Annotated in this window: 16 protein-coding genes and 1 other annotated feature; of the genes, 14 read left to right on the top strand and 2 right to left on the bottom strand. The window is 49.8% G+C overall.

Annotation, left to right across the window (positions count from 1 at the left end):
* Positions 1 to 17: 17 nt before the first annotated feature.
* Positions 18 to 244 (bottom strand) — a binding site (T-box leader).
* A gap of 181 nt (positions 245 to 425) precedes the next feature.
* On the bottom strand, positions 426 to 1,346 hold the full coding sequence (locus tag IM700_RS07675) for a hypothetical protein (RefSeq protein WP_193415965.1): 921 nt from the start codon (positions 1,344 to 1,346) through the stop codon (positions 426 to 428).
* Positions 1,347 to 1,415: 69 nt separating this feature from the next.
* Between IM700_RS07675 and IM700_RS07670 the strand changes: the two genes are divergently transcribed.
* On the top strand, positions 1,416 to 2,009 hold the full coding sequence (locus tag IM700_RS07670) for a CPBP family intramembrane glutamic endopeptidase (RefSeq protein WP_155605386.1): 594 nt from the start codon (positions 1,416 to 1,418) through the stop codon (positions 2,007 to 2,009).
* Entirely contained in the window at positions 2,006 to 2,653 is a 648-nt protein-coding gene (locus IM700_RS07665; RefSeq protein ID WP_193415966.1) for a hypothetical protein, read from the top strand. The genes IM700_RS07670 and IM700_RS07665 overlap by 4 nt, the downstream gene beginning before the upstream one ends.
* 51 nt (positions 2,654 to 2,704) lie before the next feature.
* Here IM700_RS07665 and IM700_RS07660 read toward each other — a convergent pair whose 3' ends face one another.
* Positions 2,705 to 3,664: a polysaccharide deacetylase family protein gene (locus tag IM700_RS07660; protein ID WP_193415967.1), complete on the bottom strand. Its 960-nt coding sequence runs from the start codon at positions 3,662 to 3,664 to the stop codon at positions 2,705 to 2,707.
* A gap of 87 nt (positions 3,665 to 3,751) precedes the next feature.
* Here IM700_RS07660 and IM700_RS07655 point away from each other — a divergent pair, with 87 nt between their 5' ends.
* From IM700_RS07655 to IM700_RS07600, 12 genes are all read left to right on the top strand, one after another.
* Positions 3,752 to 4,147 carry a hypothetical protein gene (locus IM700_RS07655; RefSeq protein ID WP_244868445.1) on the top strand — a complete coding sequence of 132 codons (396 nt, stop codon included), beginning with the start codon at positions 3,752 to 3,754 and terminating at the stop codon, positions 4,145 to 4,147.
* A 199-nt stretch (positions 4,148 to 4,346) separates the two neighbouring features.
* A complete protein-coding gene (locus IM700_RS07650; RefSeq protein ID WP_193415968.1) occupies positions 4,347 to 4,967 on the top strand; it encodes a genetic competence negative regulator in 621 nt (206 codons plus the stop codon).
* 87 nt (positions 4,968 to 5,054) lie between these two features.
* Positions 5,055 to 5,747, top strand: a complete 693-nt coding sequence (gene prsW / locus IM700_RS07645; RefSeq protein ID WP_193415969.1) for a glutamic-type intramembrane protease PrsW — start codon at positions 5,055 to 5,057, stop codon at positions 5,745 to 5,747.
* A gap of 837 nt (positions 5,748 to 6,584) precedes the next feature.
* Entirely contained in the window at positions 6,585 to 7,949 is a 1,365-nt protein-coding gene (gene ypeB / locus IM700_RS07640; protein WP_193415970.1) for a germination protein YpeB, read from the top strand.
* A gap of 147 nt (positions 7,950 to 8,096) precedes the next feature.
* The gene (locus tag IM700_RS07635; RefSeq protein ID WP_193415971.1) at positions 8,097 to 8,750 is read left to right on the top strand and encodes a flagellar brake protein; all 654 of its coding nucleotides are present in this window, start codon (positions 8,097 to 8,099) and stop codon (positions 8,748 to 8,750) included.
* A 97-nt stretch (positions 8,751 to 8,847) separates the two neighbouring features.
* Positions 8,848 to 9,057, top strand: a complete 210-nt coding sequence (locus IM700_RS07630; protein ID WP_193415972.1) for a hypothetical protein — start codon at positions 8,848 to 8,850, stop codon at positions 9,055 to 9,057.
* Positions 9,058 to 9,171: 114 nt separating this feature from the next.
* Complete coding sequence (gene cmk, locus IM700_RS07625; protein ID WP_193415973.1) at positions 9,172 to 9,870, top strand: (d)CMP kinase; 699 nt, start codon at positions 9,172 to 9,174, stop codon at positions 9,868 to 9,870.
* Between the two features lie 6 nt (positions 9,871 to 9,876).
* Complete coding sequence (locus IM700_RS07620) at positions 9,877 to 10,458, top strand: lysophospholipid acyltransferase family protein (protein ID WP_193415974.1); 582 nt, start codon at positions 9,877 to 9,879, stop codon at positions 10,456 to 10,458.
* Between the two features lie 224 nt (positions 10,459 to 10,682).
* A complete protein-coding gene (rpsA, locus tag IM700_RS07615) occupies positions 10,683 to 11,918 on the top strand; it encodes a 30S ribosomal protein S1 (protein ID WP_155605376.1) in 1,236 nt (411 codons plus the stop codon).
* Positions 11,919 to 12,104: 186 nt separating this feature from the next.
* Positions 12,105 to 13,427, top strand: a complete 1,323-nt coding sequence (gene der / locus IM700_RS07610; protein WP_155605375.1) for a ribosome biogenesis GTPase Der — start codon at positions 12,105 to 12,107, stop codon at positions 13,425 to 13,427.
* Positions 13,428 to 13,438: 11 nt separating this feature from the next.
* Positions 13,439 to 14,050: a glycerol-3-phosphate 1-O-acyltransferase PlsY gene (gene plsY, locus IM700_RS07605; RefSeq protein ID WP_193415975.1), complete on the top strand. Its 612-nt coding sequence runs from the start codon at positions 13,439 to 13,441 to the stop codon at positions 14,048 to 14,050.
* Positions 14,043 to 15,083 (top strand): NAD(P)H-dependent glycerol-3-phosphate dehydrogenase, encoded by a 1,041-nt coding sequence (locus IM700_RS07600; RefSeq protein ID WP_193415976.1) that lies wholly within the window; start codon positions 14,043 to 14,045, stop codon positions 15,081 to 15,083. The genes plsY and IM700_RS07600 overlap by 8 nt, the downstream gene beginning before the upstream one ends.
* Positions 15,084 to 15,100: the final 17 nt, after the last annotated feature.

Below are 15,100 nucleotides of genomic sequence, written 5' to 3'. Positions count from 1 at the left end.
CGCACACTACTTCCGTAGTAAGGGACGAGAGTTGTTCGTGGTACCACCCTAATTCGCTGCGCCTTTGCAGGTAAGCAGCCTCAGTTGTCATTGCTGACAGAACGGTAACGGGTTCACCGGCTGCGCCTACTCAGGATTCAACGCAGCGACTCGGGAGCGCTAAAGCATTCGTTCCGCTACCGGTTTGCAGCACCACCGGCTCTCTGGAAGCTTTCCGAATCCTTTTTTCCTTCAACGTGTTTCATGAAATGTAATTTTTCATAATGTAACACGGTCCCCGGTAAGGTGTCAACACTAACCTGAACATTTTTACAAAGTTAGGCGTTTGTCGTTCGGATTTTGACCAAACTTGAATCCGTCTAAAATTTTGGTTATGATTTTACTAATGTCGAAAAGCGTCTGATTCCGACGACCCGGCCAGCGGTTTAATCCTCCGTAAAGAACGGCAGCTCCGGCAGAGATTCGGAAGCATAATACGTTGATTTCCATTTCGCGAATTCCTTATTCTTAACGGCATCCGTTTCTGTTAAAACCTTAACGATCGATGCTACGGAGGTCAGTTTAAGAGCGTCGGACTTTCCGCTACTGATCAACTGATCGATTTTGGAGGTAAGATCCTGCGGCAGATAGGATACATAAAGTTGCTCATTCACCATCATATCGGTGATTGCTTTGTTCTTCACAGCGAGCGAATAGCCGGACCATTCCTTAGTGCTGATGTTATTCTTGTAAGTATAATCGGCCGGAATGCCGTTTTTGGTTTTAGCGGTCCATTTCAGGATCGAGGAATAATATTTCTTTTGCGCCTGCAGGCCAAAGCTTTTCGCGCTTACCGTGAATTCGTCCTGGGTGACCGCTTTGGCTAGCTCCGCGCCTTTTTTGCTTCCTGTCTTTGCCTTGACTTGGTCGATGCTGTCCGAGAACAGCTTCAGGCTTTTTAAATAGTCGGTCTGAGCCTCCTTAAGTAATGGCGAGGAATCCGCAATGGATTGGGCGGCAATTTGCTCGTAACCGGCTTTCGCCTTTTCGCGGATTTCCTTCATTGCGTCCGCTGAGACCGACTTCGAGGTACTGCGGGACATTTCATCGACCAGCGTGAGATAATCCTCTTTGAATTGCTGGTATGGTTGGAACACCACGTAGTAGAACGTGACCAAATCCTGTTGCTGATAGGAGTTTTCGTTTTCTTCTCCAGGTGGGGCGGTTTGTAGATAGGCATATTTAGCTTCCGTCTTGTCGATGCCGATATTGAGTCCTAGAAAGAAGGTCCCAAACGCGATAATCAGCGTGGCGAGAAAACCAAGCAAAAACAGCATTTCGAATTTGGCATTATTTTTACGAATCATGAGGATGCTCCTTACCATATTGAATTGAATGCGCTAGAATATTATAAAGGACAGGGTTTGACAAAAACTATGAAAAAGTTCAAATTACGCGACGTAAAAATTCAAAAAGTCGACCCCGGTCAGCTTAACGATCGTTTGCTGCTTATTAATTTGTATCTAACGCAAGGACTTACTTTGTTTATCGGTCTGGTCATACTTATTTTTCAGAAAAGAAACCCGATTCACCTGTTCGATTTTCCGAAAAGTGTCGAATTTTTGTACTGGGGGGCGGGGTTGGCAGCGGTGATGTTTGTTGCGGACATGCTGTTGTCTCGGTTCATCTCCGAGGAAAGCATGGATGATGGAGGCATTAATTCACTGCTCTTTCGCAACCGTCCGATCTGGCATATCGCCGTGATCTCGGCGATCGTAGCGATTTGCGAGGAATTGTTGTTTCGGGGGGCGATTCAGAATGGCATCGGCCCGTACTGGACGAGTATCTTGTTCGCCGCGATTCATGTCCGGTATTTGCGGCACTGGATTCCAACGGCATGGGTGTTCGCAAGCAGCTACGGTCTAGGGTTCATCTATTTGCAAACGGGGACGCTTTGGGCGCCGATCCTATGTCACTTCCTGATCGATTTGGTATCAGGTTTGGTGATCAAATTTCGGAGGGAGTCATGAACGAACATTTAAGCCGAATGGACCGTTACGGTCAGCCAAATCGAGTGAAGCGCAGCTCCTCCACATCATGGAACTTTTCCTCCGGAGTTGCAGCGGCCGAACCTGCACCACCCGAGCCTACACCACCCGAACCTACGGCGACGGTCATCCAGGAGAAGGTTATGCCCGATGCTTTTGCGGAGAAGAAGCCGGCGATTGGCGACGAGACAATGGTCCGTCTATTAATTCCGCGCACGGTAGCGCCTGAGGAACGACGGCGGGGAAAAATGACGCTAGCGGCATCAAAGCCTGATTCGGTGAAGTTGGCTATGGCTGAGAATGGAAAGTTCGAGTCTGCAGCCGTCGCCGCTTTAGCCAAATTAAAGGAACCGATCCCGCAGCATCCGTTCTCTACGTCCTCGGGTTCCGGTTTGTTGGACGAAGCAGAACATCTTGACGAGGGTCAAGAGCATTTGTTTGAAATGACGAGCTTGGAATCGGAACTCGAAATGATGCCGACTCGTAAGGAGCTGTTTCCGTCGCAGCGGTTGAAAATGACTCGTTGGTTTTATAATTCGCTGCTGTACATTTTTGTTATTATTCTCATTTATTTATTATGGTGGGGCGTTAGCGATTCTCCGTGGGGGAAGAATCACGGATTATAAAAACAGGCGAAAAACCGTCAGGAGGGGTCTCCTGACGGTTTATTTTGTTCCTTATTTGGTTCCTCCAGCTTCAGCCTCTACCGGAGCAGGCCCGATACTCCGAGGGTCGACAAATCCGTATCCTTTTTGCTCCAGTTGGGTCAGCAGTTCATCTAGGGCTTCTACGGTCCAGGGGAGCTCGTGCATGAGAATGTTGCTCCCGGCATGAAGCTGCTCTAGAACGTTGGCAATGACCGCATCCGGCTTGTTTTTATTTTTGCTGTCCCAGTCAAGGGAACCGTTGGACCATGTCATGTAAACCAGATCGTTATCGTCTGCGATTTGGTGTGTCGTTTCGTTGCCTGATCCAAATGGCGGCCGGAAAAAACGAGGCGCTTCGCCAGTTGTATCCTTAACGATCTTTTGCACATCCTCGATCTGCTTGCGCATGTTTGCTGCGGATTCCTTCTTTAAGTCGATGTGATCCCAACTGTGGTTCCCGATGATTTGTCCGCGTTCCTTAATCAACTGAAGCAGCTCGGGATGGGCTTTCACGCGGTATCCATTTACGAAGAAAATCGCCTTCGCTTGGTGTTTGTCCAGCGTATCAATCAGTCCGTCAATCATTTCTTTTTCCTTCGGTCCGTCGTCAAACGTAAGCAATACGACCTTCTTCTCAATACTCTCGTCATTTGGAACAACGTTGTAGGCTTTATTAATGTGGTACATCAGTTGGGGTTCGGCCATTTCGGTAGCGGCATTTTCTGCATTTTGATCCGCCCCTGCGGTCTGGCCGCTTGGATCGGACGAATTTCCTGAGTTTGCATTCTGATCGGTCGTTACTGAGCTGTCAAGCGGGTCGCTTACCTGTCCGGATTCGTTACTCCCCCTAGGCGTCGTCGTCTCCACAGTTGGAATGGCATTTTGGTTGGATGTGGCTTGTTCGTTTTGTGCATCAGTCTGGCCGCATGAGCTAAGAATAAGACAAGCGGCGGCGATGGGCAGGAGTTTCTTGTGGAGCAAAGGAGTCATCTCGCTTTCCTGTATTTATGCCGCATGAGTTTAAGGCAAACCGCGAACACTACAGATGATTTTAACATAACCAAGGAGGTTTTTTACGTGAAATCTTCCTCATTTTTAGGCGGCATATTGGTCGGCGTATTCGCCGCGATGTGGGCTTCCAGACGTAAGCAAAGCCTGATGTCGGTGATGAATGGCGCGGGGTCGGCCCTGAAGTTTGCCAGCATGACCTCAAATCGCCACGAAAGCTCTAACGAGGATCTGTCGGCAGCGCTGAAGACGGAAGGTCCGGCGTCCGAAAATGCAACAAAGGCCAAAGGGGCAAACAACGCCCAGGTGTATCCCAGTTCCGGCACGATATCAGCGGCCGGTTCGAATCATTCGAAGGAATACAGTCTGAAGCAGTTGACCGACTTCATTAAAGGCGATGCCGATGTGCGTCGTGAAGTCGAAGCCATTCTCAAAGAGACCCATACGCCCGTTCCAGGATTGTAAGCCAGACACCGCCGTACCTGCTCAAGAATCATTTTCCATCCCTTGCCCGGGAGCGGAAAATGATTCTTTTTTGGTCTATTTTAAAGCGTGCATTTAGGGGAAATAAGTGATAACATACATACAAAGAACCATTTCCAGCACATTTAACAACAGCTTTCATAATCTGTTGTAACACGGCATAGAGAGAGGAGGATCCTGTATGAAGATCGAAAGACTAGGCCAGGATAAGGTACGGATTTTCCTCACGTTTGACGATTTGAGCGAACGCGGAATACAGAAAGAGGACATGTGGCAGGAGATTCCCAAAGTCCATGACCTGTTCACCGAAATGATGGATCAGGCTTATAACGAAGTGGGCTTTGACGCCACTGGGCCTTTGGCTGTGGAAGTATTCGCACTTCCTGCGCAAGGAATGGTCGTCATCGTAACACGCGGCAAATACGATCACCATCAACACGGGATCGGCTCGCCTTATGAGGATGAACTGCCGGATGAAGTATACGAAATGGAAGTCACGCTGGAGCAAAGCGATACGATCCTGTATTCCTTTGACGATTTCGAAAATTTAATCGAAGCTGCGCATGTACTTAAGGCCATGTTACAGAATGCCGGCAGACTGTATAAATATAATGGGAAATGGGTTCTTCAGTTGGAGCCGGAGGAGTTGGAGGAGGGCAAACACCCTGCTCTGATTGCGGTATTAGCTGAGTTTGGCGAAGCAACATCAGTAACTACGGCGATGCTGGAAGAGTACGGGAACTTGATCATGGCCGACCACGCGGTGGACACGATTTGCAGCCACTTCAAACGCCAGGATTAATTCGTACGTATCGCACGAAGGCAGACTCGTGAAACAATATGAGAGAGAGACAAGAAACGGCAAGCGGCCAATAAGGGGGGATAACCGTTGCTCTTTTTCTCGATAGCAAGCGCAGCGGTAGCTCCCGGTATTGCACTGCTAACTTATTTTTATCTCAAGGACAAGTATGATGCAGAACCGCTGCATATGGTCATCAGGGTGTTCCTGCTTGGTTTCCTGATCGTTTTACCGGTCATGATCATACAGCGGGGTTTGACGATGTGGCTGGGCGAAGGGCCTCTGGTCACGGCATTTGGCATTTCGGCTGGCGTGGAAGAAGTCCTGAAATGGTTCGTATTGTTTCATATGATATACAACCATACGGAGTTTGATGAGCCGTATGATGGGATTTTATATGCAGCGGCTATTTCGTTAGGATTCGCGACGGTCGAAAATGTATTGTATGCTTTCGCGAGTCATGCTTCAATAGGCACCTTAATCGTACGGGCGTTGCTTCCGGTGTCCGGTCACGCGATGTTTGGGGTCATGATGGGTTACTACTTGGGTCGAGCCAAATTTTCGACCGGTTGGCAAAGTCGGAAATTCCTTATCTTCTCTCTGTTGTTCCCATTGTTCTGGCATGGGGTATACGATTGGATCTTAAACAATACGACCCAATACTGGATTTGGTACATCGTACCGCTTATGGCTTTCCTGTGGTATGGTGGGCTTGGCAAGATGTACCGGGCCAATAACCGTTCCCCATTCCGGCTGACACCGGGAGCTAAGGGGCAAGATTAATTTAGGAAGAATAGGGCATCCTAATTCTAGCGATTCGTGCGTCTGCGAAGGCGGGCCACGTAGTTGGATAGAATAGGGGGTGCCTTTTTTCGTGCGTGTCAAGGTCAGAATCATATGTAGAGCGTGCGGCGAGCGGTTTGTATTGCGTGGCAAAAAAGAGCGCGGCCAGATCGAAACCGGCTTCAAGCAATGTTTGTGTAATAATCAACATGACTTCGAGATCGAAGAAGAAGCCCAGTAAGGGGGGGCAGAGGAGGTTGGATGAAGCTAGGGATCGAGTAGCGGAGCGTAGCTGGAGGCTACGTGAGCAACGGAGAGACCGGGTGAATACAAGATCCGATGCCGAATCAGCTTCATTGAAATGCTTCGTGATCGGAAGTCGGCTTTTGAACTAAGTTCCAATGATGTTGAAAAAGACGGGTTTTGAGCACCGAGGAGGTTGGATGAAGCTAGGGATCGAGTAGCGGAGCGTAGCTGGAGGCTACGTGAGCAACGGAGAGACCGGGTGAATCCAAGATCCGATGCCGAATGAGCATCATTGAACTGCTTCGTGATCGAAAGTCGGCTTTTGAACTAAGTTCCAATGATGTTGAAAAAGACGGGTTTTGAGCACCGAGGAGGTTGGATGAAGCTAGGGATCGAGTAGCGGAGCGTAGCTGGAGGCTACGTGAGCAACGGAGAGACCGGGTGAATCCAAGATCCGATGCCGAATGGCTTCATTGAACTGCTTCGTGATCGAAAGTCGGCTTTTTCAACTACTTCTATAATGCATAAAGTTCTTTCCTTCTTGTCACACTAATCCCAACCTAGTTGAAGAAGGGAGAGAGCATAAGCCCAATGTACAAACGACTGAGTGCGATCCTGTTTCCGGTGACCGCTGTGCTGTTGATCGGCGCCCTGGTTTGGGGGTATCAAGAGAACCAGGAGAAAAACTCGATTCTAATTAAGGCGGAAAACCAATATCAGCGGGCTTTTCATGATTTGTCCTATCATGTGGACAAGCTGCATATGGAATTGGGCAACACCTTAGCAGTGAATTCAGCATCCACGGGTGCACAGCGCAAAGGTCTGGTTAACGTTTGGCGTATCACCAGTGAGGCGCAAAATGAAATTAACCAGCTACCCCTAACGTTGCTCCCGTTTAACAAAACGGAAGAGTTCCTGTCGCGAATTGCGAAGTTTTCGTACCAAACCGCCATTCGTGATTTGACCAAGCAGCCGCTGAACAAAAACGAAATGAAGAACCTGAAGGAGCTATACAAAAGCTCCGCGCAAATCTCCCAAGATCTGCAAGGGGTACAGAACAAAGTGATCTCCAATCGGCTCCGCTGGATGGACGTTGAGACGGCGCTAGCCAGCGAGAAAGAGCCGCGAGACAATACCATCATCGACGGTTTTAAAACCGTAGACAAAAAGGTCGGCGAATATCCGGAGCTCGATTGGGGACCATCCATTTCCAGCATGTACAATAAACGTTCGGTGAAGAAGCTGGGCGGAAAACCAATTACGGTTGAGGAAATCAAACGCAAAACGGCGGAATTTACGGGCGTTCAAAACGCAGGAGCGATCCAGGTCGTTGAAAACGGGAAGGGTACGGAATGGGCGTCGTATACCGCGAACCTGACGAACGGCAAAGGCGGCGAAACGTGGTCGCTCGATTTCACGCGGAACGGGGGTCACTTGATCTCCTATGTCTACCATCGACAAATCGGCCCCAAAGCCGTGGATATGAGTACGGCAAGAGAACGGGCCAGTGAGTTTCTGCAAAATAAAGGGTATCCCGGGCTGATGGCCGTTTCGTACGACGAATTCGATAACGAAGGAAACTTTACTTTCGTCAGCAAGCAAGGCGACGTGTTGATATATCCGGAAAAAATCACGATCCGCGTGGCGTTGGACAACGGACAAGTTACAGGGATGCAAGCCAGCGACTATGTTTATGAACGAGAAAGTCGCGAAATGGTAGGGAAGCCGAAACTGACGCTGCAACAGGCGCGTAAATATTTGAATCCGGAATACAAGGAGAAATACCACCGCCTGGCACTCATTGAAAACGAGCAGTCGGAGAAGGTGCTGACCTACGAATTCGGCGGTTCCATCAACGGTTCGCAATACCGAATCTATATCAACGCCGAGAATGGGAATGAAGAAATGATCGAAGAGATTCGAAACCGCAACAATAAAGGTGCCACGCCTTCTTAAGGCGATGTGCGGCAAATAAAGGAATGTTCCGGTCGTCCGGAAGATTCCTTTTTGGCTTATCTGCAATAATTTAAGGCCCAGCCAGCGCCTCGCCGTGCTATAATCAGGAGGTAGCAATACTACCATGGTATAGGACGGTGGGGAAACTTGTTTCCTAAAGTGAACGATCTCGTATACATTCAAGTCGCGTCGGCGGACAAGTCCAACGAAGAGAAGGAATGTAAATCGCGGATCGCGGACGTGGAAGAAGAATCTTTTTTGATCGAAGTGCCGATCGAGAGCGGAAGCGGACGCATCAAGAAGCTATACATCGGGGACGAGTTATCCGTTTATTTCTTAACGGAATCCGGAGTGAAAAACTACTTTAATACATATGTGCTGGGCTTTGCCGACGACATTGTCCAGTTGGTGCGGATTCGCAAGCCTGAACCGGAAACCATCACGAAAATTCAACGACGTCATTTTTTGCGGGTGGTCGCAGAATTGGAAATTGCCCTTCAAATGAAGGACGGTGTCCGCTTCGTCACCCATACGGAAGATGTCGGCGGCGGAGGCGTCTCTTTTAGCTGTAGCAGCGTATTCAATCTCGTCCAGGGAGATCAACTGTTCTGTTGGTTGTTAATCCCGTTCAAGAACGGCTCGATTGACCACGCGCCTTTTGAAGCCGAGGTCGTACGCACCAAGAAGCTGGATGCGGGGCGTACGATGGTGATGCTTAAATTCGTCAGCATATCGGACCTGGAACGGCAAAAGCTGATTCGGTATTGCTTCGAACGGCAGTTTGATTTCAAGAATCGCTGATTTCAATCAGAGGGCGATGTATTCCCGATTTCCCTAAATGGATAAGCTAGACATGACGCTGTTTCTGAAGGTGTTGCCATGACAGGGAGGGAATCATGTGAAACGACCCCAAGATGATGAAATTTACACGGAGCTGTTTCTGTCGTTTTCGGAAAAGGCAGAACATTGGCTGAAGCGGGGGTTGCTGGTGCTACTGGCGGCTCTATGTTTGTTTCAGATCCTGCTGCGGATCCCGGAGATTCGCTATATTCTCGCCTCGGCGGAAAAATACGAAGGGGTGCCGATCCACAGGGAGCAGGGCGAATAAGGGGAAAAGAGGGAGCGATTCTTTTGCATCCCTTTTCTATCTGTGGTATAATTTTCACGTCGCAGGCAATGCCTGCTTTTTTCTTGAGGATTTGTTTTGAGGAGGAATACCCCTTTGGCAACCGAGACGTCTACAACCCATGATAAAATCAACATCGCGATCGACGGTCCTGCGGGGGCAGGGAAAAGTACGATAGCCCGAATGGTTGCCGGCAGACTGCATTATGTTTATGTCGATACCGGCGCGATGTATCGGGCAGCCACATGGTATTTTCTGCAACGGGGAATCGGGCCGGACGAAGTGGACAATGTGCTGCGTTATTTGCCTGAACTGGATATCGAATTGTTGCCTGGAGAACATGGACAACAAGTTCGGGTGAACGGTCAGGACGTCACGGAGGAAATCCGCTCGATGGCCGTCAATGCTCAGGTGTCCCGATATGCGCAAATCGAGGGGCTGCGTGAACGGCTTGTCTCTTTACAGCGGCAAATGGCTTTGCGCAAAGGCGTCGTCATGGATGGACGCGATATCGGCACATGTGTTTTACCTGATGCGGAAGTCAAGGTGTTTATGACCGCGAGCGTCGAGGAACGGGCACGCCGCCGATACAAGGAAATGAAAGAACAGAACGAGATTTCCTTTGAAGAGCTCGTTCGTTCGATCGAAGAGCGGGACCGGCTGGACCGGGAGCGGGAGGTTTCCCCTCTGCGTCAGGCGGAAGACGCTCAACTGCTGGATACGACGCAGATGTCCTTGGACGAGGTTGCTGACCATATCGTATCTTTGTGCAGAACTTATGGAAGTGAGAGTTGAGCCAGGATGATCTATCGTTTTTGTCGAAGCGTATTGCGGGTTCTCTACAAGCTGTTTTTTCGCTTGGAAGCGAGCGGCTTGGAGCATATCCCGAATGAGGGTGGAGTGCTCCTTTGCTCCAACCATATCACCTTGTTTGATCCACCTACCATCGGCATCCTGCTGAAACGCAAGGTGCATTTTATGGCCAAACAAGAATTGTTTCAAATCTTTGGCTTCGGTTGGCTCATCAGACAACTAGGTGCGTTTCCCGTAAAACGGGGAGGCGTTAGCAAAGAATCGATCAAAACCGCGCTCACCTTGCTCCGCAGCGGTCATGTGATGGGGATTTTCCCAGAAGGCCGGCGGGTAAAAGGGGCCGAGGAAAGTGTGGTCGGCAAGAAAGGGGCGGCAACCTTCGCGCTCCGCAGTGAAGCAGCAGTGATACCGGTCGCGATTATTGGCACTTATAAACTGTTTCAAAAAATGCGCGTCGTCTACGGACCCCCGGTTGATCTGACGGAGTTCAAGGAGATTGGCGGGCCTGAAGCGGCTGAGCGGGCCACGGATAAGATTATGGCCAGTATCGCTGAACTCAAAAAGCTTTAATTTCTTCAAGTCTTGCCTAGATAGGATGCATGAAGGCTGAAGATATTAGGGAAGCTATGCCTTAGAAGTAAGTTTTGAACATCGCTATAAGAGGAAGTTCAAAAAGTCGGGAGATTCGACCTCGTATCTGCTTCTTGAGTCGCTTCGTGACCCAAGATGGCTTTTTGAATAACCTTTAGGGCGGGTTTAAATAAATGGGTTTTTGAATTGAGGAGGTTATTGACATGTCGGAAGAAACAAAAAATGTTCAAGAAGCTGCGGAAATCGCAAGCCAGGATGAGATGGAGCAAATCGTCTCTTTGAAAAAAGGGGACACCGTCAAGGGAACGATCGTCAAAATCGAAGATAACCAAGCTTATGTAAGCATTGGATATAAATACGACGGTGTTATTCCTATCCGCGAGCTGTCCTCCGTACACCTGGACAACGCTGCAGATGCTGTTGCAGTCGGCCAGGAAGTAGAAACGAAAGTGGTCAGCATCGACGACGAGAAGGAACGCCTGGTGCTTTCCAAACGCGCGATCGACAGCGAAAATGCTTGGGAAGAACTGGAGAAGAAGTTCGAAAGCGGCGAAACGTTCGAAGTGACGGTGGCTGACGTCGTTAAAGGCGGGATTGTGGCTGACGTAGGTGTTCGCGGCTTCATTCCGGCATCGATGGTGGAACGTCATTTCGTTGAGGATTTCAGCGACTATAAAGGCCGCACATTGCGTGTGAAAGTTAAAGAAATTGACCGCGAGAACAACAAAGTGATCCTTTCCCAAAAAGATGTTCTTGATGAAGAGTTTGAAGCAAATAAGCTGAAAATCATGGGCGATTTGAAGGAAGGTCAAGTACTGGAAGGTACGGTTCAACGCTTGACTCAATTCGGTGCTTTTGTAGACGTAGGTGGCGTAGACGGACTGGTTCACGTATCCGAAATCGCTTGGAATCACGTTGACAAACCGGCTGACGTTTTGTCCGAAGGGGACAACGTGAAGGTTAAGGTACTCAAAGTTGATCCAGAGAAAGGCAAAATAAGCCTCTCCATTAAAGCAGCACAACCTGGTCCTTGGGATACTGCAGCTGAGCAGTTCCACACCGGCGACATCGTCAGCGGCGAAGTGAAACGTTTGGTTAACTTCGGGGCTTTCGTGGAAATCGCGCCAGGGGTAGAAGGACTTGTTCATATCTCTCAAATTTCGCATAAACATATCGGTACTCCGCATGAAGTACTGAAAGAAGGTCAAACAGTTCAAGTGAAGGTGCTTGACGTGAACCCTAGCGAAAAACGGGTTAGTCTTAGCATCAAGGAAACAGAAGAAGCTCCTGCTCCTGCACCGAAGAGCGAAAGACCTTCCAAAGGCAGTAGCGTGAGAAAAGAAGACTTGGGCGACAACCCTAACGTATCGCTGAGCAACCAAGGCTTAAGCATCACATTGGGCGAGCGCTTCGGCGACAAGCTCAGCAAACTGAAATAATCAGGTTTTTGTGGCTTGAACATCGGCGGACCCTGAAGGATCGGGTTCGCCGTTTTTGTTGTGGTTCCGGTTAGCCAAGTAAACGTTTTTTTGCTATGATGATTAACGTGTATTCGTATATAAACGAGTGAAACCTATATAGAAGAATCAGAACTTGAAATTAATAACGAATTAGGAGGGATGTCTATGGCAAGACCCGTTGTGGCTATAGTCGGGAGGCCAAACGTGGGGAAATCCACGATATTTAACCGGATTATTGGAGACCGCCTGGCGATTGTGGAAGACAAGCCGGGGATTACCCGTGACCGAATTTATGGTGCCTCGGAATGGAACGGGAAATCGTTCAGCATCATTGATACCGGGGGGATCGAGCTCGATGATGAAGAGCCGATTTTAAAATCGATCCGGATGCAGGCCGAGTTGGCCATTGAAGAGGCCGACGTAATCGTATTTATGTGTGATGCCAAAGCCGGAGTAACTTCTTCGGACGAAGAGGTCGCCAATATGCTGTATCGGTCCGGCAAGCCGGTGATCGTTGCTGTCAATAAGGTCGATAATATCGGCCGGATCGACAATATTTATGAATTTTACAATTTGGGCTTTGGGGATCCGATCGGGGTATCGGGAAGCCACGGTACCGGCATTGGCGATTTACTTGATGCAATAGCCGACAATCTGCCGGAGCTTGCGGAAGACGAGTACGATGAAGACGTGATCCGTGTCGCTCTGATTGGTCGGCCAAACGTCGGCAAATCCTCGTTGGTCAATGCGATTCTCGGTGAAGAGCGGGTCATTGTCAGCGATATCGCCGGGACCACTCGCGATGCGATCGATACGCCGTTTGAGAAGGACGGTCAGCGTTATGTCCTGATCGATACCGCGGGGATGCGTAAACGCGGGAAGGTATACGAAACAACGGAGAAATACAGCGTTATGCGTGCGATGAAGGCGATTGAGCGGGCGGATGTTGTGCTGGTGCTGATTAACGGCGAAGAAGGGATTATCGAGCAGGATAAGCATATCGCCGGATATGCCTATGAAGCCGGCAAAGCTTCTATTTTCGTCGTCAATAAGTGGGACGTGGTCGAGAAGGACGATAAAACCATGCACCAATTTGAGCAAAAGATTCGCGATCACTTCCTGTTCATGACTTACGCACCTGTCGTATTCTTGTCGGCCAAAACGAAGCAGCGTCTTCACAAGTTGCTGCCGGTCGTTCAGCATGTGGCGGATCAGCATACCAAACGTGTGCAAACCCACCTTCTAAACGATGTGGTGTCCGATGCGATTGCCATCAATCCTCCGCCTACGGACAAAGGTCGGCGTATGCGGATTAATTACGTGACGCAAGTCGCGGTCAAACCGCCAACGATAGTGGTGTTCGTCAACGATCCGGAGCTGATGCATTTCTCCTACGAAAGGTATCTGGAGAATAAAATTCGGGCTGCGTTCGATTTTGAAGGGACGCCCATTCGGCTGTTTACACGGCGTAAGTCTGATGAAGGTTAGGGGAGAATAAGGTGATTTTACCCGTAATTGCTGTAGTCCTTTGTTATTTGATTGGTTCGATCAGCTTTAGCGTGGTGCTGGCGAAGGCTTTGAAAGGAATCGATATTCGTCAACACGGAAGTGGAAATGCAGGAGCGACCAACACCCTTCGCGTACTCGGAAAAGGCCCGGCGATTCTCGTTCTTGCGCTTGACGTGCTTAAGGGCATCGCCGCCGTGTGGATCGGAAGATGGCTGGGCGGTGGTGCGGAATGGACAGCGGCGCTAAGCGGGATCGCGGCCATCATTGGCCATAACTGGCCATTGTATTTCCGCTTTCGCGGCGGAAAAGGGATTGCCACCACAATTGGCGTCATGGCTACCCTGTTCTTCTTCCCCGCGTTGTACGCGGGGATTATCGCGATATTATCGATTGTTATTACACGGTACGTCTCGCTAGGTTCGTTAATCTTCGTCTTTTTGACGCCAATTTTTCTGGCGGTCTTCGGCGAATTTGGTCCTTATTTCTGGACGAGTCTCATTATCTGTGTATTCGCCTTCTGGAGACATCGCACGAATATCGTGAAAATCGTGCACGGCAAAGAAAATAAGCTGGGTTCCAAAGGAGGAGATCGCGTTGTCTAATAAAGCCGCCGTGCTAGTGGCGGGCAGTTGGGGGACAGCACTTGCCAGCGTGCTCGCCGACAAAGACATGGAAGTTGCCTTGTGGACACGTAATGAAACGCAAAAGGAAGAAATCAATACGAAGCACCGGAATGAGCGGTTTCTGCCCGGAGTCGACCTGTCGCCTCGGCTAGCCGCAACCACGGATTTGGAGGCCGCGGTTCGCGGTGCCAAAGCGGTCGTGATGGTTGCGCCTTCCTCGGCCGTACGTGAGGTGGCCCGAGCGTTAAAGCCCTTCTGGCATGAAGATATGCTAGTGATGCATGCGACTAAAGGTTTTGAAATCGAGAGTATGAAACGGATATCGACCGTGATTGCCGAGGAGCTCGGCTGCGAAGAGGGACGAATTGTCGTATTGTCCGGACCAAGCCATGCGGAGGAAGTGGTTAAACGCTGTCCAACCACAGTGGTGGTCGCTTCACAAGTCGCGGCCCAGGCCGAGTTAGCGCAAGACCTATTCATGAACCCGTATTTCCGCGTATACACGAATCTCGATATGGTCGGGGTAGAGCTTGCTGGGGCGCTGAAGAACATCATTGCGCTGGGCGCAGGGATGTCCGACGGCTTGGGATACGGCGACAATGCTAAGGCGGCATTGCTTACCCGCGGGCTTGCAGAAATTACGCGAGTCGGCGTTGAAATGGGGGCCAATCCGCTGACGTTTGCCGGATTGGCCGGGATTGGGGATCTTGTCGTGACCGCGACCAGCCAACACAGCCGTAACTGGCGGGCCGGGTTTATGCTCGGCGAAGGCAAGCCGCTAGAAACCGTTTTAAATCAGATGGGCATGGTCGTGGAAGGCATCCGTACAACAAAGGCGGCTCACGCCATCTCCGAGAAATATCAGGTGCAAATGCCGATTGCCGCACAGTTGTATCATGTCTTGTTCGAGAATCTGGATCCACGCACCGCCGTGGAAGCCCTGATGGGACGCGACCGAAAGACGGAGATGGAAGTGATGTCCCTAGAAACCTGGGAACAATGGCACACTTGATGTAATAAATTAAAATC

Origin of the sequence: Paenibacillus rhizolycopersici, assembly GCF_014947195.2 — a bacterium.
GTDB classification, from domain to species: Bacteria; Bacillota; Bacilli; order Paenibacillales; family Paenibacillaceae; genus Fontibacillus; species Fontibacillus rhizolycopersici.
The sequence above is the reverse complement of the archived record's forward strand: the minus strand, read 5'-3'. Positions and strand labels throughout refer to the sequence as shown.

Coding starts and splice junctions, on each gene's coding strand:
- IM700_RS07675 (WP_193415965.1), bottom strand. CDS start 1,346: ATGATTCGTAAAAATAATGCCAAATTCGAAATGCTGTTTTTGCTTGGT.
- IM700_RS07670 (WP_155605386.1), top strand. CDS start 1,416: ATGAAAAAGTTCAAATTACGCGACGTAAAAATTCAAAAAGTCGACCCC.
- IM700_RS07665 (WP_193415966.1), top strand. CDS start 2,006: ATGAACGAACATTTAAGCCGAATGGACCGTTACGGTCAGCCAAATCGA.
- IM700_RS07660 (WP_193415967.1), bottom strand. CDS start 3,664: ATGACTCCTTTGCTCCACAAGAAACTCCTGCCCATCGCCGCCGCTTGT.
- IM700_RS07650 (WP_193415968.1), top strand. CDS start 4,347: ATGAAGATCGAAAGACTAGGCCAGGATAAGGTACGGATTTTCCTCACG.
- ypeB (WP_193415970.1), top strand. CDS start 6,585: ATGTACAAACGACTGAGTGCGATCCTGTTTCCGGTGACCGCTGTGCTG.
- IM700_RS07620 (WP_193415974.1), top strand. CDS start 9,877: ATGATCTATCGTTTTTGTCGAAGCGTATTGCGGGTTCTCTACAAGCTG.
- rpsA (WP_155605376.1), top strand. CDS start 10,683: ATGTCGGAAGAAACAAAAAATGTTCAAGAAGCTGCGGAAATCGCAAGC.
- der (WP_155605375.1), top strand. CDS start 12,105: ATGGCAAGACCCGTTGTGGCTATAGTCGGGAGGCCAAACGTGGGGAAA.